The following is a 25,497-nucleotide window of genomic DNA, read 5'->3' as shown; positions in this document are numbered from 1 at the left end:
GTTAACAACTAATGTTAACCTGCCTTTTTCTTATTTTTGAAGTTGTTTCAATATATAGTTGTAATAATCGGGCTTGATGTTTGCGAGTTCGCTTTCTCCGAATTCGGTTCCGGGAGATGAGTTGATTTCAAATAAATAGACTTCACCTGATTGTTCGATGCCTAAATCAATCCCCATCGCAATATTTCTTTTATTAGACAACTCTTCGATTTTATAAGGGAGTTTCTTTCCTATGGTTTTAATTTTCTCACTTACTTCTTCCCAGTTATCAAAGTTTGCTTTCAGGTAAGGCTGCAGCTTACTGACGCAGCCCCCCTGGGCGACATTGGCGACAACTTTTTGATGAGCACCTATCCGGACCAGGTAGGTCGTGACTTCCCAATTACCCTTGCCGTTTTTCTCTAAGCGTAATCTGGTATCGAAAGGTTCCCCTTTAGGGGTGGTAGACTTTACATATTTTTGCCATAGATATTTATCATCCATTTCCTCTATAAATGTCTTTAATTCACCCACAGACATTGTTTTTTCTTCATTGCCGTGATACCAGATGTAGTCCTGGCCGACTTTCTCTATTAAATAAATACCTTGACCCTTATGGCCATTTCTAGGCTTTAGGATGATGGATTGGTGTTCATGAATGAAAGGGGCAAACTCCTCAAAACTCCCTGCACGCCGTGAGGGTATAAGCAAGTCGGCGAATTCTCCATCTTCTTCTAACAGGCGATATACTTTTTCTTTTCCACCATACATGCCATTGGTAGACAAATGACTTCTCTCTTTCAAAAATTTCATTTCCTCTTTGTAGCGGTAACAATACGTATTCAAATCAATATAGGGTGGAATGGGGACATCTTTCTCAACCCATTCATTATCGACCAATACTTGGCCGTGAATGACTTCCTGTTCAATATTTACATCTTCAGGGTGAGCATAAACGATTTCTATATTGTAATACTTACTTGTTTTTGATAATAGCCTTGCAAATTTTGGAGGTTTCTTGAAAATACGCATATAACAAATCTGCATTGGTGTATCTCCTTTTATATTTTTTTCGTGTATTAGTAACCTTCGCTATCACGATTTATTTTCTGGGTAGTAGAAGCGTAGAATTTTATAACTATTAAGGGATGAAGTAATTATTTATACCCTCAAAAGGTGATTTATAATACATATTCACTAGAAAATAGTTAAAACAATACTTTAGTCTTATGTACAAATATTGGAAAATACCGATATATTTAACAATTGAATAAAGGAGGTGAAACTAAAGTGAAATTAATTAGAGTGATGACCATGATCTCGGCATTATGCTTAATTTTCCACTTTAGTCCACAAGTTATACTTGCTTCAAGCGAGGAGAAAGCAGAAGAAGCAAATACAGAGACAGTGGAAGACGAGCAGGCAAAAGATAGCGAGATGGAAGCTGATGAAGAAGGAGAAGAAACAGATACAGAAGAAATAATGGTTGAAGAAGAAGCTGACAGCGATGATTCAGAAACCTCATCTAATGATGTTAGTGAAGAAAAGCAGACGTCTAAGGATGACAATGACGATACAACTGAAGAAAATACCATAGAAGAGCAAAACGCCGCAGATGAAACAGAAGATCAAGCTACATATGAACAAGATGATGTTTCTGAGCAAGCCTCGGATGAAAAAGAAGAAAAGGAAAATCCAGAGGTAGACAAGAACACTGCCCAGGATGAAGAGGTAAAGGAAGAGGAAAAAGCTGAGCCGGAAAATACCGATGATGAAGCAACGGCATTTTCTGTCCAGAGTAACCAGCACTATCAGCTTGGCGATAGGCATCCAGCTATCGTGGACATGAAAGAAAAACTGAACAACATCGGTTTTGGGGGTATTAGGGAAACGGAATTGTTCGGTGCCTTCACGGAACAACGTATCGAACAATTTCAGCAAAATTACGCATTGCCTGTAAACGGTATAGCCGATGATGCCACGCTGAAAAAACTGGACGAAGTTTACAACAGTCCCTTCCAGTCCGGCGAAAAAAATGACCGTGTCATCGACCTGAAAGAACAGCTCAATCAAACGCAGTTCAGTGGTATAACGGTCACCGATTATTTTGGTTCGTTTACGGAAAAACGTGTCAAAGAGTTGCAGAGCCATCTCAATATGAAGACGAATGGGATAGCGGATGCATTAACACGAGAAAGATTACAGCAACTTGCCAACCAGCAAACTAAACTGCAGGCAGACGAACCGTCAGAGTTCCAGGAAGGCGACAGAGACGAAGCGATCAAGGATATGAAGCGGAAGTTGAATAGCATTGGCTTCGGCAAGATCCTTGTGACAGAATTATACGGCAGCTATACGACTAAAAAGGTGACACAATTCCAAGATTACTATGGGCTGAATGTGAGCGGCGATGCGGATGCAGAGACGTTAGAACAGATTGATGCCGTTTATAACAGTCCATTCCAGCTGGGGGAAAGACATAACGAAACCAGTGAATGGAAGGAAAAGCTGAATGAAGCAGGCTTTGGCGGAATTCGTGTTACAGATTATTTTGGGGAATTCACCGAAAAACGTGTGAAAGAATTGCAGCGTACCTTAGGTTTGATAGACAATGGAATTATTGATAATGTCACGCAAGCGAAGCTGGATGAACTGCTTGCTGAAACCAGCTTCCAGCAAGGGGACAGAGACAGCAGAATCAGTGACATGAAAGAAAAATTGAATGCCATCGGTTTCGCCGGCATTACTGTAACCGATTATTATGGGGCGTTTACAGCAAAGCGTGTCGGTCAGTTCCAGAGTTATTACGGACTTCCTGAAACAGGAGAAGCGAATCAAATAACACTCGATAAGCTTGATGAAGTGTATCATTCTCCTTTTCAGCAAGGAAAGCGGCACGAAGACTTAAGCGGGTTAAAGGAAAAGTTGAATAAACTTGGGTTCAGTGGCATTACTGTGACCGACTACTTTGGTTCATTTACCGAAAAACGTGTCAAGGAATTCCAGGAATTTTACGACCTGAAGGTTAATGGCATCATCGAAGAATATACGCAGGCAAAAATGGATGAGCTTTATCATAGTCCATTGCAAGTCGGAAAACGACACAGTTCCTTGAGTGAAGTTAAGGAGAACCTGAATGCACTTGGCTATGGCGGGATAACTGTCACGGATTATTTTGGTTCCTTTACCGAAAAGCGTGTCAAAGAGTTCCAACGTGATTATAACCTGCCTGTAAGCGGTATTGTAGACCCCCTCACACGGGAAACAATCGCGAGCAAAGTGGTCAAGATCTTCCTTGATCCTGGTCATGGCGATCATGATCCAGGCGGTCAAGGATACGGGTTGAATGAAAAAGATGTGGTACTCGATATCGCTTTACGTACAGCAAATACCTTAAACAGAAGCTACAAAGGTTTTAATATCAAGTTCTCCCGGGAAGATGACACATTCATCCCACTGGAAGAGCGTTCGGAAATGGCCAATAACTGGGGGGCTGATTATTTCGTCAGTTATCATACGAACGCATGGCTTGGTAAAGGAAGTGGGTTCGAAACGTATATCCATGATGGAAACGTATCGAAAGAAACAGAGAAACGCCAAGAGGACATCCACAGCTACTTGATTGACCGAATCGATGTAGGAGACCGAGGCATGAAACAGGCAGACTACAATGTGTTGAGAAACACCGATATGCCTTCAATACTATTAGAATATATGTTCATTGATAATTTGAGGGAGAACGAGATGTTGAGGGACTCCAGTTACCGTACCTATTTAGGAGAGATCACGGCGAAAGCGATTGCTGAATCTTTTGGAATTGGAAGAAAATAACCAGCGAATCTACCATGAAGAGACGAGGGCCAAAAGTCCCGTCTCTTTTTTTATTCGACAAATAAACCTTGTTATCAACATAATCTTTGCATCCTACTAAAATCATGTTGAAAATTTGGGTATTTTGGCTAATAATGGACTAGTATGTAAATTATTGCAGGGAGGTGAAACTAAAGTGATACTGAGAAATTCTATCATTCTATCAATCGCCCTACTATTTTCTGTTATCAACTTTAGTCAACACACAGCAGAGGCAGCAACAAATCCAGCGAATGATCAAAAAGAATCAGAGGAAGATGTAAACAATCAGGATACATATGAAACAGAATCTATTGATCAAGAGCAGGATTCAGATGCTGAGAATGCGGAAGAAGGTGAGGATTCAACAGAAGATACTGAAGGAGAGACAGAAGGTACAGAAGAGGAAACAAATCTAGCAGAAGATGACGCAACTTCAGAGAAGACTAGTGAAGAAGACGAAGAAGCAACAGATGACGCAGCTACAAAAGAAACAGATACAGAAACTACCGAAGATGAAGCAGACGCCAAGGAAGAGGAAACATCGGCGCCTGATTCTGAAACTGATGAATCCACAGACGAAAATGAAGCTAAAGACTCTTCTGAGGACACTGAGACTGATCTAGAAGAGGAAACCGATCAGGATGCTGAAGAAGAACAACAGGAAAATTCCGAGACAGAAGCAGAGGAAGAAGAGGCTTCGGAAGAAATGGGAATCAGTTCTTTTTCTGTCCAAAGCAGTAACTCTTTCCAGGAAGGCGACAGACATGAAGACATTGCTGAAATGAAGGAAAAGCTTAACGCAATTGGTTTTAGCGGAATCCGCGTGACGAACTACTATGGTTCTTACACGGCTAAGCGTGTCGAAGATTTCCAGGCGAACTACGGACTTCCGGTTACAGGTGTAGCAGATCAGATAACCCTGGATAAGCTGGATGAAGTCTATAACAGCCCTTTCCAGGTTGGTGAAAGACATGCGGAGACCGGTACGATGAAAGAAAGGCTGAATGCCATAGGCTTCGGCGGCATCATTGTCAGTGATTATTATGGCGGCTTTACAGAAAAACGAGTGAAGCAGTTCCAGGATTTTTACGGAATGGAGCCGAATGGTATCGCGGATGATCTGACGAGAACAAGAATCAAACAGATTTACGAAGTCGGATACGAGCAGGGTCACAAGCATAGCACTATTTCTGAGATGAAGGAAAAACTGAACCATATCGGTTTCGGGGGTATCATCGTCTCTGATTATTATGGCAGCTTCACAGCTAAACGGGTCTCACAATTTCAGGAATATTATAATCTTAATACAACAGGTAAAGCCAACGTGACGACTCTTAATAAACTGGATGAGATCTACAACAGCCCTTTCCAGAAAGGGGAACGCCATGATGATACGGTTGCCTTGAAACGTGACCTGAATCGATTAGGGTTCGGGGACATTACGGTGACCAGATTATTTGGTTCCTATACAGAGAAAAAGCTGAAGCAGTTCCAGGAGTATTATGATTTAAGAGACACTGGTATTGGAGATGAAGTCACTTGGGCTAAGATCGACGAAGTTCTTGCCACACCTTATCAGGAAGGCAACCACCATGAAGATATGATCGATTTGAAACAGGATATGAACCGCTTAGGCTATGGCCCTATTACGGTAACTACCTTGTATGGTGCTTATACAGCGAAGCAAGTCAGAAAGTTCCAGGAGAATCATGATTTAGCTGTCAATGGAATGATCGACGAGGTGACGCTTGCGAAGCTTAACAGCATCATGTCAGAAGGATTCCAGCAGGGAGATCGCCATCCGGCTATGATTGAGCTGAAGCGTAATCTGAACCGGATTGGATTCGGACAAATTACGGTGACTGAATTGTTTGGGAATTACACCGAGAAGAAGGTCAAACAATTCCAGGACTACTACGGGTTAGAAGTGGATGGAGTTGTAGATGAAGCTGTATTTGATAAGATTGACGAAATCTTAGCCAGTCCTTTCCAGCCAGGTGGAAAAGATGACGCCATCATACCATTCAAACATAAGTTAAACTGGCTTAATTATGGCAATATTACCGTCACAAACTATTTCGGATCCTATACAGGGAAGAAAGTAGAAGACTTCCAGGAAGATCAAGGGTTACCGGTTAGCGGGATAGCTGATTACAAAACAAGAGCAACGCTTGATGAATTGTTCTCAGCGACATTCCAGGAAGGCGGTTCCCATGAGAACATCAGTGAAATGAAAAAACTCCTGAACAACACTGGTTTTGGAGGAATTAGAACTACTGATTATTATGGAAGCTTTACTGCCGAGCGGGTGAGCCAGTTCCAGGAATACTATGGATTAGAGGCTACCGGGAAGGCTGATGTCGCAACGTTGAATAAGATCGAGGAAGTGGCTTCAACTCCTTTCCAGGAAGGTGCACGCCACGAAGATACGATTAAACTTCATGAGAACTTGAATCATTTGGGCTTCGGTGAACTCCCAGCGTCCGATCTCTATGATTCTCTTACTAAACAGAAAGTGGAAGAATTCCAGGCGTACTACGGGTTGAGAACCACTGGAATCGCTGATGAGCGTACGTGGGCGAAAATGGATGAAGTATTGTCCAGTCCTTTTCAGGAAGGAGAGAGCCATGAAGATACGATTCAGCTGAAAAAAAACCTTAACGAGCTGGAATTCGGCAACATTACGGTAACTACTTACTTCGGATCTTATACTAAAGAACAAGTAGAGACATTTCAGCAGTATTATGGATTGGTAGTGAATGGAATTGTCGATGGACCAACGTGGGCGAAAATGGACGAAGTGCTGTCCAGTCCTTTCCAGGAAGGACAGCGTCACGAAGACACGCCTGAACTGAAGGAAAAGCTCAACCGTCTAGGCTTCGGCACCATTAAAACGACTACGTTATATGGTTCTTATATGAAACAGAAAGTCACAGACTTTCAATCCTACTATGGCTTGAATACCCATGGAATTGCGGATGAACCGACATGGAACAAGATAGAAGAAATTCTATCTCTTCCACTTCAGGTTGGGAACAGCCATGAAGATGTCAAGAAAATCAAAGATGCGCTAAACAAGTTAGGCTACGGCCAGCAGGAAGTCGATACTGCTTTCGACGAAACAACTGAAGAGCACTTAAAAGCATTCCAGGCTGATTATGGCCTGCCTGTCAGCGGCATCGCAGATGAGAAGACGATGATTGAATTGGAGAAAGCAGCAGCTGCTTCCCGGGAGGTATACGAGTATACAGAGTCTAATTATTCCTTGGATGAAGCACTTGATATCCAAATGAGCCAATTGCAGCAGACCGATAAATATCGCAATGACCCTGCATTTGTACATGGAAGCTATTTGGATATCACCCAATCCGGTGCCATTTCAGGAGATAGTGTAAATGTGCGGACCGCTCCAGAGTTTGGTAATAATGTCTATGCGACACTCCGAAGAGGAACAGCAATCAATATCCAGGGCACTGTCGAGGGAGCACTTTATGATGGCAGCACCACATGGTATAAGTTTACTTATAATGATCAAACATTATATGCGCACTCCTCTCTGGTAGATCCGGATGTGATTACCGGTGAAACTACTGCAAAAGTGAATGTACGCTCTGGTGCTGGCACAGGTTATCATGTCTTTGGTCAGCTTTCATCCGGATCACGGGTGACCATCTATGGTCAGGAAGGAAACTGGTATGAAATCAGTTATAAGACATGGAGGAATCCGACAGAGGAAGATGTAGAAAAGTACTTGAATCCAGATAACAATGACATTTTCCAACACCTGGAGCTTTCTTCCAGCGTTGACGTCGGTGCGGAGGAGTTAAATAACGTACTGGATGGCAAAGGCGTGTTGGAAGGGAAAGCACAGGCATTCATTGATGCAGCAGCAGAACACCGTGTCAATGAGATTTATCTGATTTCCCACGCCTTGCTGGAAACGGGACATGGAACTTCCAGTCTCGCTACCGGTATAGAAGTAGGGAAGGATAGTAATGGAAAAGAGATATTGGTCACGAGTAACAACCGTGATAACCTGACGGACATTCAAACCGTATTCAACATGTTCGGTATCGGTGCCATCGATGGAGATGCCCACCGAGCAGGAGCAGTCAAAGCTTATCAGGAAGGCTGGTTCTCTCCTGAAGAGGCAATTATCGGCGGTGCAAAATTCATCGGTGAGCGATATGTGCATAACAGATACAACCAGAATACGCTCTACAAAATGCGTTGGAATCCTGTCAATCCAGGATACCCTCAATATGCTACTGATATTGCCTGGGCAACTAAGCAGGTGACAAATATCAAGAATATGTATGAGCTATTGGATGATCCATTATTTAAATTCAATATTTCACAGTACAGGTAAAACAAACGTCCAGTCTCTCTAGAGGGAGGCTGGACTTTTTACATGGTTCCTAGTTATCAATCTTCTTAATTACTGTTAAATGGTAAAAGTTGCATTGAATGCCAACTATTGTTCTTTTATACTCGAAATGGAATTCACTAATGGGGTAGACAAATCTAGCAGAGGATGTGAAATGGAAAATGGCAAGGGATGTACTAACAGAAGAGCTTTCGGAAACTGGAGAAAATAATGAGTTAAGGACTGGTGCTTTACATACGCTGACCGAAGGCATGCACCATGATGACATCAAGGAATTCAAATTGAAATTGAATTGGCTCGGTTACGGCAAGAGTAAAATCACGCCGAAATTCGGCCCCTATTTCAAAGAGCAAGTGATGAAGTTCCAATCGGATTACCAGTTACCGATAACCGGGAAGATCGATGGAGAGACGAAAGAAAAGATAGATAGTGTCCTGCTGCAACTGGATAGTCTGGACAACGAAGAAGGTCGATTACAAATGCTTGCCAGTACGCTGGAAAGATTGGGATTTGGTGAAGCACTGGAAACATCTTCCCCCGATAAGCAACGAATGGAGTCTTCTATCAGAAATTTTCAAAACTATTATCACTTGGAACCTACAGGAAATATCAATCCTGAAACCTTCTCCAAAATAAAGGCTCTGCTGTTAAGCCCATACCAACTGGGAGAAAAAAGCGAGGAGATCATGAAGCTGAAGCAGAAGTTGAATGCCTTAGGATATGGACGGTTGAAAGTGACCAGCAAGTTCGGTTCACTCATGGAGAAGAAGCTGAAGAAATTTCAGCAGGATTATGGGCTGCCTGTCAGTGGAATTGCCGATGAAATCACTTTAAGCAAATTGAAGATGGCACAGCAGGTGAAAGAGCGGGTAACTTATAGCAATTATGACGTTTCCTTAAAGGATGCGGTAAAACAGAAGCAGGAAACAATGCAAGATGATGTGATGAGCCGACTGGATCCAAATAACTTTATCAATGACAACAAGAAGAAGTTTTATTTTGTAGACTTATTCCGTGCCAATGTTGTAGGTTCTATTTCAACTCTTAACAAGGTGCTGGAATCGGACGATCGTTTGAAAGAAAAAGGGCAGGCGATCATGGAAGCAGCTGTTCGATGGAATATCAATGAATTATTTCTTCTTACTCATGCCCTTTACCCTATTCACGCTGAAGCGTATTTAGTGGAGGGCGATGATCTTTCGGATTGGGCGGGAAAGGTAAAGAGCCACTATGATTCCAACCAAAATACGCTCTATAAAATGTATTGCAACCCAGAGGAAATTCAGGAAGGAAACGCCCAGAACGATAGAGATGTGGAATGGGTAACGAAGCAAATGGAAAATTTATATCAACTTTATCAAGCACTGGATTCTTATACCTTGTACCTGGAAATCCCCGTTTATAAGGATCGTCCCGTTAAAAAATATATACGAGGATAACTAAAAGGCCATCCGAACTACAAGTCAGTAGTTTGGATGGCCTTTTTAATTGGGAGAGTATTCCTTATCTATGTAAGTGATGGTAAATAGCCTAATCCTATTGATTCATCTATCAAATCCTTTTACACTGAACGACGTAAAAGAGCGAATAATGTCGAATGATATGGATAGATGAAAAATGAGCGGAAGAGGTGTGTAACATGGCAATGGAAAGCAGGGATTTGTTTGAAAATCCTGTCAGATATACAGCTGGTGAAGTCACAATTGAGCCTGAATCTTCCTACCTGCTTAAAGAAGGAATGGTTCATACAGACCTGGTAGAAGCCAAAATGAAACTGAATTGGCTTGGCTATGGTCAAAGTAAGATTACTACTAAGTTCGGTGCGTATTTTAAAGATCAAGTCATGAAGTTTCAAGAAGATCATGAGTTAGCAGCTACGGGGATGGTTGATTACCGTACAAACAGAAAAATAAAAGAAGCTTTTGCGATAGCTTTCCGTCCGGACAGCAAATATAAAAGGATACGTAGATTCCAGTCTACATTGGAGAGACTCGGCTTCGGTGAGATTGGAAATAAAGCCCAACTAAAAAGGTGCTTAATGGATTTTCAAAAACATTACCAATTAAAAGTAACAGGATCTCTGGATTTTGTGACTTTCTCTAAAATGAATGATATTCTTTCAAGCCCTTACCAGACTGGTGAAGAGCATCAGGAAGTCATTACATTGAAGAGTAAGTTGAATTCTCTAGGCTATGGACGGATACAATTAACACCTAAATTCGGTAAAAAAACAGAGCGAATGGTAAAGAAATTCCAAGCGGATTATGGCCTGCCTGTAAGTGGTATTGCTGATGACATTACAATGGAGAAGTTAAATAATGCACAAAGAATTAAAGAAAAAGTAACTTATAGCAGGTACGACATCACCTTTGAGGAAGTACTCAAGAAACAGTCGATTAGCGAAGTGGGTATGGATAATCATCCAATTATGCTTAACCCGAATAACTTTATAAATGATGAAAAGATGAAATTTCTTTTTATCGATTTATTCCGTACAAATGTTACAACTGTTTCTGAACTGAATAACCTACTTGATGGAAAAGGGTTGCTGGAAGGGAAAGGGCATCTATTTATTGAAATTGCAAAAGCGTGGAATATCAATGAAGTGTTCCTTGTTTCCCATGTGGTGAAAAACTGCAATATCACCCCGGACAGCGATTTGGAAGCAGTTATAATCAATGATGCGAAGCTCCTGCAGGAGGAGTATGGCACTTCTAATAATACGTTATATAAAATATATTTCGATCCGACTAACCTTCACAAGCAAGATCCAGATACACCAAAAAAGGATATCAATTGGCTTACCAATCAACTAGAAGTCCTGTATGAAATATATCAGACACTGAATTCCTATACGTTATATTTAGAAATACCGGTATTCAAAGATCGTCCGGCTGAAAAATATATCCGTGGGTAATTAAAAAGAAGAACCCTGCACTATCGAGGAACAACGCTCCATAGGCAGGGTTCTTTTAAAAATACATAGAATGGAATATTAAAATCATGGAACAATTCCTTAACAGAAGTTATTAAGCTGCCAACCGGTGGTATAATAAAGCCAATACACGAGAATACATTCAGAAAAAGAGGTAGTAATTATGTTAGTTGGTTATATGAGACGTGCAGAAAACCCTCCCTTCATAGCCAAAATAACGGCTGTGATGTGCCATTATTACGGCTTTGAACTTATTTATATGAGGCCGAAGGATATTGATATGGCGAATAATACCGTAAGGGGCAGGATGTATATAAATAATAAATGGGTGGAGGTTACAAAAGATCTCCCTGCTTTAATTGATATCTCTGCCTATTGTTTTATGAAAGAAACCAGAGAATTGATGGAGTATTTAAGAAAGAATGTCCGCCTTACATTTGATAAAAAGAACGCCCTAAATAAGGCAAAGTTACAAAGAGAGCTTGCTAAAGACGGAGAATTTTCGCATTTAGTTATCCCAACAGCCAAAGCAAAGACATTTGAGGATGTCGAAGCTTTCTTAGAGAAATATTCCACCATTGTGATGAAGCCTGTCTATGGCCAGCAGGGAAAAGGGATATATAAGTTGAAGCAGAATGGGGATGAATATCTCCTTGGCTATCAAAAAGAAGAGCAGCGGCTGACCCGTGACGAACTGGAAAAGCATTTTCAAACGAATATTTCAGGGAAAAATTATATCCTGCAAAAATACATTACCTCCCGGTCCAAAGCTGGTGATCCATTTGACTGCAGAATCCATGTCCAAAAAAATCGTAATGGAAAATGGCAGGTCGCAAAAAAATATATAAGGATCGGCATTGGCCAGAAGGTTATGTCCAACGTCAATCAAGGCGGCGGAATCAGTGATACGAAGCCTTTCCTGAAAGCTAATTTTGACGACAAATGGAAAGAGATCGAGGATAACCTGACTGAGTTAGGGGAGACCCTTCCTTACAAAATTGAACAGCTCAAAAAGACCCCGACGATGTCAATTGGCTTTGATGTTGCCATTGATAAAAGCGGTGACTTGTATCTATTTGAATCCAACGGGGCCCCTAATACAACACCGTTGGTAGCTCACTCTGCATTACTGAATGTAGAATACTATACTTTTATTCGAGATAACGAACTGAACGAAGTTATTTCAGGACCTGACACGCAGCATGCTAACTCAGATGTAGAAATCGATAGGCTAAAACAAAAAAACGAACAGTTGGAAAAAAGGATGCGAACTATGGAACAAAGCACGTCCTGGCGAGTAACTGCTCCACTGCGGATACTTGGAAAGTTATTAAAGAAAAATTAACTAAAAAACAACCAGCCTAATAACGCAGGCTGGTTGTTTTTTTGGTTTAATAGTTCTCTGATTCTATGGTGGTATCTTCTTGGGCTGGCTCGGCATATTCACTGGAAGAACTGCTCTCAACTACTGGATTGCTGATTTCCAGATGCTGCTGGAGCATGGATTGAGTCTCTGTTAGTGCCTGCTGATCAAGCGCCCAATAATAGGTGCTGCCTGGCTGATGATCGTACCCTTGAAGTGTATGGGTGTTGATATCCAGGTTCGTTCCTTTGGAACCGTAAGAGATGAATGTTTTCATATCACTGAACGTCATATTGGTTGTCATGTTATCGCCGACAGCAGTCAACACCTCATCGTAGTTGAGCAGGGAATTAACAGAAGTAGCTTTTTTGATGACAGCGCTCATAATTTCCTGCTGACGCTTGCCTCGTTCGATATCGTTATCAAGCTTTCTTGTCCGGGCGAGGGCAAGTGCTTCTTCCCCGTTGACCTTCTGAGTGCCGGCGTATAAGTGGATGGCATCCCGTTTATCCATGGAATTGGATTCTTTGAACTCGTAAGGAACATCCACGGTCACACCATTTAAGGCATCGACGACATCGACGAAAGCATGGAAGTTTACTTTTATATAATAATCGACTGGAATATCTAATAGATTCTCGACTGTTTCAATCGTTGCAGTTGGTCCGCCATAGGCGTGCGCATGGTTGATTTTGTCCTCGTAACCTACTTTCGGAATGTAGACGAGTGAGTCACGTGGAATGCTTAGCAGGTTGACGCTTTTCTCATCTTTATTGAAAGTGGCAAGCATCAAGGCATCTGTTCTTGCACTGCCTGCATTATCCCGGTGATCATTTGAATCGACACCCATGATCAGGATCGATACATTGTCAAGACTGGGATTGACTTCTGCGTCTCGCAATGGGGATTTCTCCCGTTCTTCTTCTACATACGAATCGGAAAATACCGTTTCTGCTTTGAAGTACAAGTACCCCGCATACCCAGCGACAGCGAAAAATGCGAGTAATGGAATGAGGACGAAGAACGCTCGCTTCCTGAGTTTTCGTTTCTTTCTGCGCATGGTCCGTGAAGGCGCAGCAGTCTTTTTAGCCATAGATTTGCTCCTTTTTATCTATCATCCGGTGTACATGATACCGGTAAAAAAATTCAATAAAACATCACTCCATATTCTACTATGATTCGACATAATAGTAAATCACATTCAGGCATATTGTGGTAAAAAACTAGAGAGTGAGATTCATAGTCTAACTTCAGAAAATATTCCATGATATTTCTATGCATGCATGTGAAAAATAGACTTCCTGTGGCATAAAAAAAGTTCCGGTTTTTAAGGCCGGAACGTTTAATAAGAAGCTGACTGCTGGGTTTCTTTTTGAGAAGCATAGTCGGTTACTTCCTCACTATCCTCTATTTCCAAGTGGTTTCGCAAGGTGCTTGCCACTTCCTGTCTGCTTTCGTCTCGAACATAATAATACCAGGCACCACTTTGGCTATACCCGCCTGAACCATCCAAATTGATCGTTTCCATTTCCACGTTTTGATCCAACCCATAAGAAAGAAATCCTCTCATTTCCGGGAAGGTAAGGTTGGTACTCATATTATCGCCGACTGCTCCAATGGCATCATCTATTTTTAACACCGATTCAGCAGATGTCGCTTTCTTAGCGATCGTCATCAACAGTTCCTGCTGACGTTTACCGCGGGCTACGTCGCTATCATGTTTCCGTGTCCTGGCAAGCGCAAGTGCTTCTTCGCCATTCAGGTGCTGGTAGCCTTTATACAGATGAATGGAGTCTCTTTCATCGTCTGAATTCGATTCCTTAAATTCATAAGGTACGTCATAATAAATGCCGCCCACAGCATCGACAACATCGACAAATGCGTTAAAGTCCATTCGTACATAATAATCCACGGGAACCTGTAAGAACTCTTCTACCGTTTCCATAGCTGCCCGTGTTCCTCCGAAAGCATGGGCATGGTTGATTTTCGTGTTGTAACCTACTTCCGGAACATAGACATACGAATCCCTTGGAATGCTCAGCAGCTTGACATTGTTCTGTTCCTGATTAAACGTGGCGAGAAGGAGGGCATCCGACCGGGTATCTTCCTGGTCGCGGTGCTCACTGTCATCGACCCCAATGAATAAAATGGAAACGTTATCCTCTACCGGATCGACCGGCTTATCCCGCAGATCAGACTTTTCCTCTTCTCTTCCGGTCTCCTCAAAAGAACCGCTAACCATATCGGAAGTAGATTTATAGAGGTAGAAAGCGTAGCCACCTCCGATCCCAGCAAGAAATAACAGTACAATGCCGATTGTTAAAAATATTTTCTTTACGGAGCCTTTTGATTTTTGTCTTGGTTTAGGCATGATTAATCTCCTCATGAAAAGCTTATGGGTTTAGTGACTGAACAATCGTAGTATGGACTCTGGGGGGTGTATTGTAGAAAATTGATACTTTCTTAATAATCCTTACCCCTTTTTTCCTATGACTAGTCATCTAAAAGAACAAAAGCCGACACACAGAAGAAAGTGTATCATAAATTGTTGAAATAAGAAGACCTTCTCTTACATCCATTAAATGTATGGATTGAAGTAACAACGGGCTATTTCAATGGTAGGAGCGGAATGGCTCGTTCTATTTATTTTTCGTAACATTTTGTAATAGTGATGAAATGGCTCTAATATTGCGATAGTTTAATAGATAACGAACAGGGAAATGTGTCGAATCTTGAAACAGGGAGGAATCATCGTTTGTTCTACAAGAATTTGATAGTTGGTCTATTTTCGTTTTTTATTGTTTTTTCAGGAGGACTAGGATTGACAGAGGATACGGCATCCGCTTCACAGGTTAATCCTGACACTGCGTATTCCTATGACGTACTGACAAAGGACATCAAGGCATTAGCAGATCGATATCCAGAGGCGATTACGTATCAATCAATCGGTACATCTCCATATGGGAGAGAAATTTGGGCGGTTAAAATAGGAAGCGGGGAGAAGAATATCCTTGTCAACGGTTCTCATCATGCCAGGGAATGGCTGACCTCAACATTGAATATGAAAATGGTAGAGGAGTACGCGAAGGCTTATTCCAATAACACGACGATTAATGGTTTCCAGGTGCGGCCACTGCTTGACGATGTAGCAATCTGGTTTGTACCGATGGTCAATCCAGACGGCGTGACACTGCAGCAGCAGGGATTAGGAGCGTTCCCTTCCTCTATGCATGATAACCTAAGGGCTATGAATGACGGAAGCTCTGACTTTACCCGCTGGAAAGCGAATGCCAAAGGGGAAGACCTGAACCGCCAGTATCCGGCCGACTGGGAGAACATCAAACATAGCAGCGGAAAACCTTATTATAAGGATTTTAAAGGATACTATCCGATGCAAGCCGTTGAATCCCAGCACCTTGCCAGTTTCACTTATGAAACTGGACCACGGTCAACCATTGCTTACCATTCCGCCGGTCAAATCATCTATTGGTACTTCAATCAGGATGGAAATCAATACGACCGGGATAAAAAGGTAGTGGAAAATATCGGCTTAATAACCGGATATAAGCCAGTAAGCCCTGAGCCGAATCCATCAGGTGGTGGCTATACCGACTGGTTCGTCGATGAGTTCAAGCGAACCGGGCTGACGATTGAAATCGGTGCTTATCCAGGCGAGCGGCACCTGCCAACGAGCGCATTCGAACAAATATGGAACAAAAACAAAATCGTACCACTACGAATGGCAGAAAACGCCAGATAAAACAATGCACCCCGGAGCCCTCCAAAATTTGGAGGGCTCCGGGGTGAAACAGGAAATACCCCAGGTCATCCAGAAATTGGAGGACCTGGGGTGCAACTAAAACGAGTTTATTCTGGCAGTATGACGATTGCGTCTCCTACTGGTCTTTCTCCGGAAGCATCGGAAGGCTGGTTGATAAGCTCATCACCAATCGCCATGGTAGTCGATCCTCCGCCATCGAGATTCATGGCTTCAACGGCTCCCAGGCTCTTCATCAGCTCGGCGCTTTCCAGGAAGTTGACGCCGATGCTATTGTCAGCACGACCGTCTACAGTAACAAACAAAAGGTTGCCGTTTTCCTTGATACCGGCAAGCGTCCGAGGGTGTCGCTTGATAGCAAAGTTATACAGGAAGTCTGTACTCCAATAGAAGCCCTCATCAGCGGCAGGTATCGTCAATTCTCCATTTTCAATCAGGCGTGGACCGCCATTTACAATACTATTTATCGCATCATCCGTTGACGCTTCTTCATCTACTAGTAAACTTTCTTTCACATCCAGCTTGGTTCCTGGCTGTGCATGTTCCCTAAGCCACTCGGCGTGTGAGCCAGTAGCGGCAAGTACGGCACCATCTACCGGGATGTGTCCGCCTTGGCTTCTGACTTCCCAAACCTCTCCATCCGGGTCTAAAACTACTTCCAGTCCTTCACCAGCTGGTGTATTCTCACCAAATATAGGTTTGAATAAAATCAGCTCACTGTCATCGGTGCAGGTGACATCGTGTCTCGGTTCCTCTGTCGGTTCATCTCCACCCGTACCGCCACAGCTGCGGATCAACCCAGGTTTCCGATTGATGCCATCCAGGGGAATGGATGCTCCATCGGAAGACTCAACCATCAGTTCCGTTTCCACTTCCGCGATATCTGTCCCGGTTTCCGAAAAAATCAGACTGGTGCGGTCGCTGACAGACTCACTGACCAGCTCTCCATCGATCACGGAAATGCCGGCCAGGTCTCCCGGTGTCCCGTCACGGGAACCGACAACAAAGTACCCGCCATTGATAGCTGCCAGTGCATCTGTTCGTTCCGATATCTCGGTTACTTTCTCTTTTCCCTGCACCTCATCTTGAGCGAGGGTGGATGTGACGGTACCGTCAAAGACCTCCGGGTCCACTTCCAGGATATTCACTGACCATGGGCCGTCTGTCTTTGTTCCGTCAAAGGCAGTAAAAAGGGTGCTGGCACTTGTGTAACCGTCGTTCTCCAATTCTGCTTCTAACTGCTGTGCCGGATCAACGTCGTCAAACGTTCCGACCCGGACGAGGTATGCGATCTTGTTTTCGTCGATGTCGTTATATTTGTGGTCTTTGATTTGGGTGACATAAGGCTTATAACCGTCTGCTTTAAGCTGTTTTACAAGTTTCTTGCTTTCTTTCCTGGTTTCAACAAGGTCGACATGGACAGTATATACGTCCTGTTTTGCTTCATGCCCGCGTTCAATATGTGTGTAAGTAACTCCAGGAGCAATTTCTTCCGTTTCTCTTGTTTCTTCAAGACCTGCATGACCTAACTTCAGCTTTCCGTTTAGTGATGACTGTGCTGACGTAGAGTTCCCGGCGAAATCTCCGCCAATCATCATAAGAACCAGTCCTATGATGAGGATCAACAAAGACAAACGTTTTCTGTTCACTTTACACAGCTCCCTTTTTATAGTGTTGGTAATACTACATTAACTAGTTAAATATCTAAAGAGCAGATTCCTATTGATAATCATAAATAGGTAAGAATGTACCAACAAAATCAGACAAAAAGCCTTAAGGAAGAGAACCACACCCCAGGTCCTCCAGATATTGGAGGACCTGGGGTGTGGTGAGTAATATTTCCTAAAAGTTATTTTTTGGTTATGTGGGTTTAAGATTAATAGAAACCCGACGATATCAATAAAGGAAAGTAACATAATCAAGCTAGTTACAAATAAGTCATAGGAATTAGATTGGAAGTTTTGAAAAAAATAACAAAATTTGTCGATAGTCTGTGATATAATAGTGCTAGTTTGTTTTCAAAAAATCACCAAGAAAGATGGGGGACACGTTAGATGGAAGAAACAATTTCCTTGAAAGAGATTGCTGAAGTCCTGAAAAAGCGCTTTTTACTTATTGCTGCTACTACAGCAGGTGCAGTTGTACTTGCTGCTCTTATAAGCTTCTTTTTCCTGACACCGACTTATGAAGCAACCTCGCAGTTTATCGTCAATCAGAATGAGAGTCAGCGGAGCGAAGAGTTCAGTGTTAATGATATCCGGACCAATGTCGAACTTATAAATACATATAATGTTGTAATTAAGAGTCCGAGAATTCTCGATGAAGTTATTGAAGAAATGAACCTTAACATGACAGCAGGAGAACTTAGAAATAAATTGAGTGTTTCCAGCGAACAGAATTCACAGGTCGTAACCGTAACCGTCACCGATCAGAATTATGAACGAGCCGCCATGCTGGCAAACACGACTGTTGAAGTATTTCAGGATGAAATTCCAAGCCTGATGAATGTAGACAACGTAAACGTCCTTTCAGGAGCGGAATTGAATGCTGAAGCCACTCAAGTAAGTCCAAAGCCAATGCTTAATATAGCAATTGCCCTAGTGCTGGGAATGATGGTAGGTGTAGGTATCGCATTCCTGCTTGAGTATATGGATAACTCAATCAAAACGGAGAAGGATTTGGAAGAAAAACTGGGCATTCCAGTAATGGGTATCGTCACCCACATCGGAGATGAAGAAATCAAGCGAGCTGCTGAGCGTCCAGGTGCTACCTCGCTTCGTGCGAAAGGAGGACGAATCAACTATGCGTCGCAGCAAAAAGAATCTATCTAACAACAAAGCACGTACATTAATTACAAAGATGAATCCACGTTCTCCGATTTCTGAACAATATCGTACGATCCGAACAAACTTGCAATTTGCTTCTGTTGATAAAGATTTAAGTAGTATGATGGTTACTTCAGCTGGACCCTCGGAAGGGAAGTCATTGACGACTGCTAACCTTGCTGTCACGTTCGCCCAGCAGGAGAAAAAGGTATTGCTGATTGATGCTGATTTGCGAAAACCTACCCTTCATTATACGTTCCGCTTAGATAACAGTCTTGGACTAAGCAGTGTATTGATAGGAGACCAAAGCATCGAGCAGGTTGTCCGGAAAAGTGATCTGGATAATTTGCATCTCATCCCTTCTGGTCCTATCCCACCGAATCCGTCCGAGTTATTAGGATCTAAAGCGATGGAGAAATTCCTTGCTACCGCGAAAAACTTTTATGACATGGTCATATTCGATACGCCCCCAGTCTTAGCTGTTACAGATGGTCAGATACTATCGCGTATCTGCGACGGGGTTCTATTGGTCACGCGGAGTAAGCAAACAGAAGTTGAGGCTGGGAATAAGGCAGTCGATTTGCTGAAACAAGTAGACGCCAACTTATTAGGCGCCGTCTTAAATGACGTAGAAGCGAAGCATTCCAACTATTATTATTATTACGGTTCATAAAACGAAAGACCCTGCTCTTTTAACCGAAAGAGCGGGGTCTTTCGTTTTGAATAGACAAGTAACGACAATATTTACCTCTTTCTAAAAACTGCTATTCTGCTATACTGTATTAAATCAAGCCTAATTTTGTAAAAGAAGGTTTGAAGTGAGCGAGATTAGGAGAAAGATAGGTGAGGTGAGAGAAATGATCGATATCCATTGCCACATACTCCCAGGTGTAGATGACGGAGCACAAACAATGGAAGACAGCATTATTATGGCGGAAGAAGCCTTGGATCAAGGGATTGATACGATTATCGCGACTCCCCATCACTTGAATGGTAAGTATGAGAATCCGCGTTTATCTATTCTTCATAAAGTTTTAGAATTGAATGAAGCCCTGCAGCAGGCAGGAATAGAAGTTACTATCCTACCTGGTCAGGAAATTCGAATCAATGGTGATATGATCACCGGGCTGGAACAAGAAGAAATACTGCCGCTTAATGTGGACAGTACATATGTCTTTGTCGAACTCCCTTCTGATCAAGTCCCTCAATATACAAAGCAGATGTTATTTGATATTCAGCGGGCGGGTTATAAGCCAATCATTGTCCATCCGGAGCGTAACAAAAAATTAATCGAAGACCCTGACTTGCTCTACCACTTTGTAAAGGGCGGCGCTTATACACAGGTGACAGCAGGAAGTGTAGCAGGAAAGTTCGGAAAAAATATTCAGAAGTTCACGCATCAGTTAATTCAGGCGAACCAGGCACACTTGATTGCTTCCGATGCTCATAATACAGCAGGAAGAAGTTTCTTTATGAAAGAAGCGCATCAAGAGATCCGGAAGAAATACGGGTCGTCATCCAATTATTACTTCATGGAAAATGCCTACTATGTTACACAGGGAGAAGTATTGGCGGCTGAACCGCCGGAGCGCATCAAGCAAAAGAAGTTTCTTGGTTTGTTCTAATAGATGTAAAATTTTATACCTATAAAAATAGCTCGTTAGCCATCGAGGGAGTTACTTTAAGGCTGGCGAGCTATTTTTATGAACAAAAAACGAAAGTTCGACATGTGTAAGCGTTTTATAGGGGTAATTAATGAAGAAATTATAAAATCTTGTAAAATACCCTACAAATTATTGGAAGGAGTTGCTATAATACGGAATAGATGTATAAGAGAAACATATTTTTATAGGATTCGTTTTCAGAAGGGAGATATACATAACGTGATTGACATCCATTGCCACATTCTCCCCGGATTGGATGATGGGGCGAAGACAATCGAAGACAGCCTGGCGATGGCGAGACAAGCCGTCAGTGAAGGAATCGATACCATCATCGCAACCCCGCATCATCGAAATGGAAAATATGATAATGATCGACAAACGGTTTTAAAAGCAGTACAGCATCTAAACGAAGAACTAAATCTAGCTCACATCCCACTAACCATTTTTCCAGGCCAGGAAACACGTATTCATGGTGACTTCCTATCAGGAGTAGAAGAAGCAACGATCCTGCCTCTCAATGAATCTAGCAATTATATATTCGTAGAATTACCTTCCGATCAAGTACCGCGTTATACAAAACAGATGCTCTTCGACTTGCAGGTGAAAGGCTATAAACCGATCATCGTGCATCCTGAACGGAATGCACGACTGATCCAGGAACCGGACTCCCTATACCAGTTCGTCCAAAGCGGAGCCTACACGCAAATAACAGCAGCAAGTATGACAGGACGGTTCGGAAAGAACATACAGAAATTTACGCAGCAAATAATTGAAGCCAACCTGACGCACCTGATTGCATCCGATGCACATAACACCACGACCCGGGGGTTTTGTGTCCAACATGCCTATCAGGAAATCGAGGAAAACTATGGACCATCCATGGTTTATTATTTTGTGGAAAATGCGAAATTTGTTGCAGAAGGGCAAATGCTGGCGGCAGATCCGCCAGAACCGATCAAAAAGAAGAAAAAGCTATTCGGGATATTCGGATAATAAGAAAAGAAGTTTCGCGAGGACAGAAAGGGTGAGTGAGTTTGACGTATAGTAAACGGTTGGCATTGTTGATATTGATTGATTCGGTCATTGTATCGTTCTCGATCTTCATGTCGCACTTTTTCTTGAACCCATACGTCCAGGTATTTGATACAAGGATGCTGGTAGCATCGATTACGCTATTACTAACACATCATGTTTTTTCTTACATATTGGATTTGTATAAAAAAGTGTGGCGCTATGCCAGTTTAGAAGAATTAATTGGTATCTTTATTGCCGTAACTGGTTCGATTATCGTAACAGCAGTCGAACAGAAAGTTATGTATGGTAATGTCTATGAACGTGCGCTTACCGTCACGTGGATGTTACATATCATTTTAATTGGTGGTGTCCGGTTCGCCTGGCGTTATTACACGACCTATGGACTTACACTGGCACCAAGACGCAAGCGAGTTAAGCAGGCACAAGCGAATACAGATCAAAAGCGGACATTGATCATCGGTGCTGGATCTGCAGGACAGATGCTGGCTCGCCAGATGAAAGGGAATGGTGATCACAACTTTAATGTTGTCGGGTTTGTGGACGATAATTTCACCCTTCACCACCTTACCATTAACGGCATTCCGGTATTGGGAAGTACGAAAGATTTAGCACAAATAGTGGAAAAGAAAGCCGCTAACCATATTGTCATTGCGATGCCATCGGTCGAACGGGACCGTGTCAAAGACGTCATCACGGAAGCGCAACAAGTCGTGCCAAGTGTGCAAACGTTGCCCATGATTGAAGACATCGCTCTTGGGTATGTTTCCGTAAGTCAAATCCGTGATGTTTCGATTGAAGATTTGCTTGGCCGTGAGCCAGTGGAACTCGATATTGAGTCTATCTCCAATGAAATCAAAGGACAGACGGTGCTGGTTACCGGCGCAGGCGGGTCGATCGGCTCGGAAATCTGTCGTCAGCTCGTCAAGTTCGGTCCAGAAGAATTGATTCTGTTAGGCCATGGCGAAAACAGTATTTATTCGATTCATATGGAACTGAAGCAACTTGATATTGAAACCAAACTGATTCCAGTCATTGCCGATATACAGGATCGCGACCGGATGTTCCAGGTCGTCAACGATTATAAGCCTATTTATATCTACCATGCGGCAGCCCATAAGCACGTACCGTTGATGGAAGCCAATCCGAAAGAAGCGGTTAAGAATAACGTGGTTGGTACGAAAAATGTTGCCGAAGCGGCTGATACGGCCGGTGTTAAAACATTCGTATTAGTATCGTCGGATAAGGCGGTCAACCCGACAAATGTAATGGGATCGACAAAACGAATTGCCGAAATGGTGATTCAGCAGTTAGCCCAAACCAGTAAAACAAATTTTGTTGCGGTGCGGTTTGGAAATGTACTTGGCAGCCGTGGTAGCGTCATTCCGCTATTTAAAAAGCAGATTGCCTCTGGTGGTCCGATTACGGTTACCCATCCGGATATGACCCGTTATTTTATGACGATACCGGAAGCATCCAGACTTGTGCTGCAGGCTGGAGCGTTAGCTCGTGGCGGAGAGATATTTGTGCTTGATATGGGAGAACCGGTTAAGATTGTTGATCTTGCCAAAAATCTGATTACACTTTCCGGATATGAGGTCGATGAAATCGGGATTGAATATACAGGTATTCGTCCAGGAGAAAAAATGTATGAAGAGTTATTGAATGAGAAAGAAGTTCATAAAGAACCGGTCTTCCCTAAGATTTTCATTGGGAATTCGGTTGAATTTGATGCACAGAAAGTGAATTACCTTATAAGAAATCAGCATGTTATGAGTCAAGGAGAACTGAGCAGTTATGCTATTTCGTTAGCGAATGAAAAGCCTGTAGAGAGTTATGTAGCGGCAAAGTAAGCGGGAGTGAGGAGTGAATTTATGAAGAAGGTAACAAAGGCGATTATCCCGGCGGCAGGGTTGGGTACAAGGTTCTTACCCGCTACAAAAGCAATGCCAAAAGAGATGTTGCCAATTGTCGACAAACCTACTATCCAGTATATCGTTGAAGAAGCGATTGAATCCGGAATTGAAGATATCATCATTGTTACGGGAAAAGGGAAACGTGCCATTGAGGATCATTTTGATAACAACTTTGAATTGGAAGATAACCTGATTAAAAAAGAAAAGTTCGAATTATTGGAAAAAGTGAACAAGTCATCCAATGTGGATATTCATTATATCCGCCAAAAAGAACCACAGGGATTGGGACATGCCGTATGGTGTGCGCGCAAATTCATTGGTGACGATCCGTTCGCTGTTCTGCTTGGTGATGACATTGTTCAATCAGAGACTCCGTGTTTAAAACAATTGATTACTCAACACGAAGAAACAGGGTCATCAGTTATTGGTGTACAGCAGGTAGAAGATAATCAAACCCATCGTTATGGTATCATTGAACCTATTTCTCAGGAAGGCCGCCGTTATAAGGTCAATCAGTTTGTTGAAAAACCAAAGCTTGGTAGCGCGCCATCTAATTTAGCTATCATGGGCAGGTACATACTTAATCCTGAAATCTTCTCATTCCTTGATAAGCAGAAAATTGGTGCTGGCGGAGAAATTCAGTTGACGGATGCGATCCAGGAACTGAATGAATTACAGAATGTTTTCGCTTATGACTTCGAGGGTGAACGGTTTGATGTAGGTGAGAAGTTAGGGTTTATTCGTACAACGATTGAATTTGCTTTGAAAGATGAGGAGCTTGGTTCTCAAGTACAATTGATGCTACAAGATTTGTTACCAGAAAAGATGAAGAGTTAAACCGCCGGGTTTAACTTTTTATCATGCTTTTACACAGCGTATGGAAATACATAAGGCAATGTCCCTTCACCTTTATAAAGGGAGGCACTCGGCTGTTCTTTGGGTGGTTAAGGGTCCCCTTAGATTTTATCATCAAGGGATTGGTGGGGGAAGTCAGATGCCCTGTTTTTTATAATTTTCTACTTGAAATTTCTCCAATAAAGGAGCCTGGGTTCATGCCACATTTAAATAAAAGAGTTAAATAAACTTATGAATTCAATGAGAAGATTTACTTTGATAGAAATGATGGTAGTACTAACTGTTATAAGTATACTACTTAACCATTTATAAATGAATAATCTTATTCATGGCGATTTATTGTATAGACAGTATTTAAGGGAGAATTCTAAGAGGCCAGTAAAGAAAACATGAGTTAATATAAACAGAAGGTGGAGCAGATTGTGCTTTTCACCCGGCTAAAGATGAACCACAAGTAGACGATGGAGGAAGTGTTCCTTTTTGTGTTTATATGATGTTAAGAAGTAAGAATGTTTAATAGATGACCGCTACATGTTATGTGATTTTCAGGGGAGATATACAATATATGTAATTTATCTATATAACATAATACCATTATGTCAGTGTATCAAAATAAAATAGCCTTTATTTTAAAAAAGTTGTTGTTATTGGTTTTTTGCTAGCCTGAAATATGGGAAATATTGAATGGAGTTAAGAAATGATTATTGTTATAAAGCTGAAAGTGATATATATAGATTCATTGAATGTTATATATAATTAAGAAGAAACTCATTTAAGCGTAATTATGAGGGAAATATCTATTTCGCATTTGCTTGGTAGATTGAATAGATATTACTAGGTGAGTATATTATTTAAAGTAGATTGATTTAGTAGTTTAGTAGTCGGTTGGAATGGAAGAATTAACAGGTTCC

Annotated in this window: 17 protein-coding genes; 13 read left to right on the top strand and 4 right to left on the bottom strand. The window is 42.1% G+C overall.

Annotated elements, in window-relative coordinates; all coding sequences use genetic code 11:
* Positions 1-30: 30 nt before the first annotated feature.
* The gene (locus B9Y67_RS07925) at positions 31-1,026 is read right to left on the bottom strand and encodes a YheC/YheD family protein (RefSeq protein ID WP_085506194.1); all 996 of its coding nucleotides are present in this window, start codon (positions 1,024-1,026) and stop codon (positions 31-33) included.
* A gap of 243 nt (positions 1,027-1,269) precedes the next feature.
* Between B9Y67_RS07925 and B9Y67_RS07920 the strand changes: the two genes are divergently transcribed.
* From B9Y67_RS07920 to B9Y67_RS07860, 5 genes are all read left to right on the top strand, one after another.
* On the top strand, positions 1,270-3,810 hold the full coding sequence (locus tag B9Y67_RS07920; RefSeq protein WP_085506193.1) for a peptidoglycan-binding protein: 2,541 nt from the start codon (positions 1,270-1,272) through the stop codon (positions 3,808-3,810).
* A 175-nt stretch (positions 3,811-3,985) separates the two neighbouring features.
* Positions 3,986-8,200: a peptidoglycan-binding protein gene (locus B9Y67_RS20430; protein WP_139823753.1), complete on the top strand. Its 4,215-nt coding sequence runs from the start codon at positions 3,986-3,988 to the stop codon at positions 8,198-8,200.
* A 179-nt stretch (positions 8,201-8,379) separates the two neighbouring features.
* The gene (locus B9Y67_RS07870; RefSeq protein WP_085506192.1) at positions 8,380-9,657 is read left to right on the top strand and encodes a peptidoglycan-binding protein; all 1,278 of its coding nucleotides are present in this window, start codon (positions 8,380-8,382) and stop codon (positions 9,655-9,657) included.
* Positions 9,658-9,857: 200 nt separating this feature from the next.
* Positions 9,858-11,135 (top strand): peptidoglycan-binding protein, encoded by a 1,278-nt coding sequence (locus B9Y67_RS07865; protein WP_085506191.1) that lies wholly within the window; start codon positions 9,858-9,860, stop codon positions 11,133-11,135.
* Positions 11,136-11,331: 196 nt separating this feature from the next.
* Positions 11,332-12,498 carry a YheC/YheD family protein gene (locus B9Y67_RS07860; protein WP_254901746.1) on the top strand — a complete coding sequence of 389 codons (1,167 nt, stop codon included), beginning with the start codon at positions 11,332-11,334 and terminating at the stop codon, positions 12,496-12,498.
* 46 nt (positions 12,499-12,544) lie between these two features.
* Here B9Y67_RS07860 and B9Y67_RS07855 read toward each other — a convergent pair whose 3' ends face one another.
* A complete protein-coding gene (locus tag B9Y67_RS07855; RefSeq protein WP_085506189.1) occupies positions 12,545-13,609 on the bottom strand; it encodes an LCP family protein in 1,065 nt (354 codons plus the stop codon).
* A 249-nt stretch (positions 13,610-13,858) separates the two neighbouring features.
* Positions 13,859-14,887: an LCP family glycopolymer transferase gene (locus B9Y67_RS07850; protein WP_254901745.1), complete on the bottom strand. Its 1,029-nt coding sequence runs from the start codon at positions 14,885-14,887 to the stop codon at positions 13,859-13,861.
* Between the two features lie 450 nt (positions 14,888-15,337).
* Here B9Y67_RS07850 and B9Y67_RS07845 point away from each other — a divergent pair, with 450 nt between their 5' ends.
* On the top strand, positions 15,338-16,276 hold the full coding sequence (locus B9Y67_RS07845; RefSeq protein ID WP_176223937.1) for a M14 family metallopeptidase: 939 nt from the start codon (positions 15,338-15,340) through the stop codon (positions 16,274-16,276).
* Positions 16,277-16,383: 107 nt separating this feature from the next.
* Here the strand turns inward: B9Y67_RS07845 and B9Y67_RS07840 are convergent, their stop codons facing one another.
* Positions 16,384-17,943 (bottom strand): phosphodiester glycosidase family protein, encoded by a 1,560-nt coding sequence (locus tag B9Y67_RS07840; RefSeq protein WP_085506186.1) that lies wholly within the window; start codon positions 17,941-17,943, stop codon positions 16,384-16,386.
* 405 nt (positions 17,944-18,348) lie between these two features.
* Between B9Y67_RS07840 and B9Y67_RS07835 the strand changes: the two genes are divergently transcribed.
* The 7 genes from B9Y67_RS07835 to B9Y67_RS21135 all read left to right on the top strand — a co-directional run bounded on the left by B9Y67_RS07835 (position 18,349) and on the right by B9Y67_RS21135 (position 24,898).
* Positions 18,349-19,125, top strand: a complete 777-nt coding sequence (locus tag B9Y67_RS07835; RefSeq protein ID WP_085506185.1) for a YveK family protein — start codon at positions 18,349-18,351, stop codon at positions 19,123-19,125.
* Positions 19,097-19,792 (top strand): CpsD/CapB family tyrosine-protein kinase, encoded by a 696-nt coding sequence (locus B9Y67_RS07830; protein ID WP_085506184.1) that lies wholly within the window; start codon positions 19,097-19,099, stop codon positions 19,790-19,792. The genes B9Y67_RS07835 and B9Y67_RS07830 overlap by 29 nt, the downstream gene beginning before the upstream one ends.
* Positions 19,793-19,937: 145 nt before the next feature.
* A complete protein-coding gene (locus B9Y67_RS07825) occupies positions 19,938-20,744 on the top strand; it encodes a tyrosine-protein phosphatase (protein ID WP_369668747.1) in 807 nt (268 codons plus the stop codon).
* Positions 20,745-21,002: 258 nt separating this feature from the next.
* Positions 21,003-21,776 (top strand): tyrosine-protein phosphatase, encoded by a 774-nt coding sequence (locus tag B9Y67_RS07820; RefSeq protein WP_085506182.1) that lies wholly within the window; start codon positions 21,003-21,005, stop codon positions 21,774-21,776.
* Positions 21,777-21,817: 41 nt separating this feature from the next.
* Positions 21,818-23,668, top strand: coding sequence for a polysaccharide biosynthesis protein (locus B9Y67_RS07815; protein WP_085506181.1), 1,851 nt, complete (start codon positions 21,818-21,820; stop codon positions 23,666-23,668).
* Positions 23,669-23,689: 21 nt separating this feature from the next.
* The gene (galU, locus tag B9Y67_RS07810) at positions 23,690-24,568 is read left to right on the top strand and encodes a UTP--glucose-1-phosphate uridylyltransferase GalU (RefSeq protein ID WP_085506180.1); all 879 of its coding nucleotides are present in this window, start codon (positions 23,690-23,692) and stop codon (positions 24,566-24,568) included.
* 249 nt (positions 24,569-24,817) lie between these two features.
* Positions 24,818-24,898, top strand: coding sequence for a prepilin-type N-terminal cleavage/methylation domain-containing protein (locus B9Y67_RS21135; RefSeq protein ID WP_085506179.1), 81 nt, complete (start codon positions 24,818-24,820; stop codon positions 24,896-24,898).
* Positions 24,899-25,497 lie beyond the last annotated feature (599 nt).

It is taken from the genome of Thalassobacillus devorans (assembly GCF_900176565.1).
Lineage (GTDB): Bacteria > Bacillota > Bacilli > Bacillales > Halobacillaceae > Thalassobacillus > Thalassobacillus devorans_A.
Note: the sequence above shows the minus strand (reverse complement) of the source record. Positions and strands in the feature narration are given on the sequence as shown.

Excerpts from the sequence above, each read along its gene's own strand:
- B9Y67_RS21135 (WP_085506179.1), top strand. The coding sequence starts at position 24,818 with ATGAATTCAATGAGAAGATTTACTTTGATAGAAATGATGGTAGTACTA.
- B9Y67_RS07850 (WP_254901745.1), bottom strand. The coding sequence starts at position 14,887 with ATGCCTAAACCAAGACAAAAATCAAAAGGCTCCGTAAAGAAAATATTT.
- B9Y67_RS07835 (WP_085506185.1), top strand. The coding sequence starts at position 18,349 with ATGGAAGAAACAATTTCCTTGAAAGAGATTGCTGAAGTCCTGAAAAAG.
- B9Y67_RS07855 (WP_085506189.1), bottom strand. The coding sequence starts at position 13,609 with ATGGCTAAAAAGACTGCTGCGCCTTCACGGACCATGCGCAGAAAGAAA.
- galU (WP_085506180.1), top strand. The coding sequence starts at position 23,690 with ATGAAGAAGGTAACAAAGGCGATTATCCCGGCGGCAGGGTTGGGTACA.
- B9Y67_RS07860 (WP_254901746.1), top strand. The coding sequence starts at position 11,332 with ATGAGACGTGCAGAAAACCCTCCCTTCATAGCCAAAATAACGGCTGTG.
- B9Y67_RS07865 (WP_085506191.1), top strand. The coding sequence starts at position 9,858 with ATGGCAATGGAAAGCAGGGATTTGTTTGAAAATCCTGTCAGATATACA.
- B9Y67_RS07925 (WP_085506194.1), bottom strand. The coding sequence starts at position 1,026 with ATGCAGATTTGTTATATGCGTATTTTCAAGAAACCTCCAAAATTTGCA.
- B9Y67_RS07870 (WP_085506192.1), top strand. The coding sequence starts at position 8,380 with ATGGCAAGGGATGTACTAACAGAAGAGCTTTCGGAAACTGGAGAAAAT.
- B9Y67_RS07830 (WP_085506184.1), top strand. The coding sequence starts at position 19,097 with ATGCGTCGCAGCAAAAAGAATCTATCTAACAACAAAGCACGTACATTA.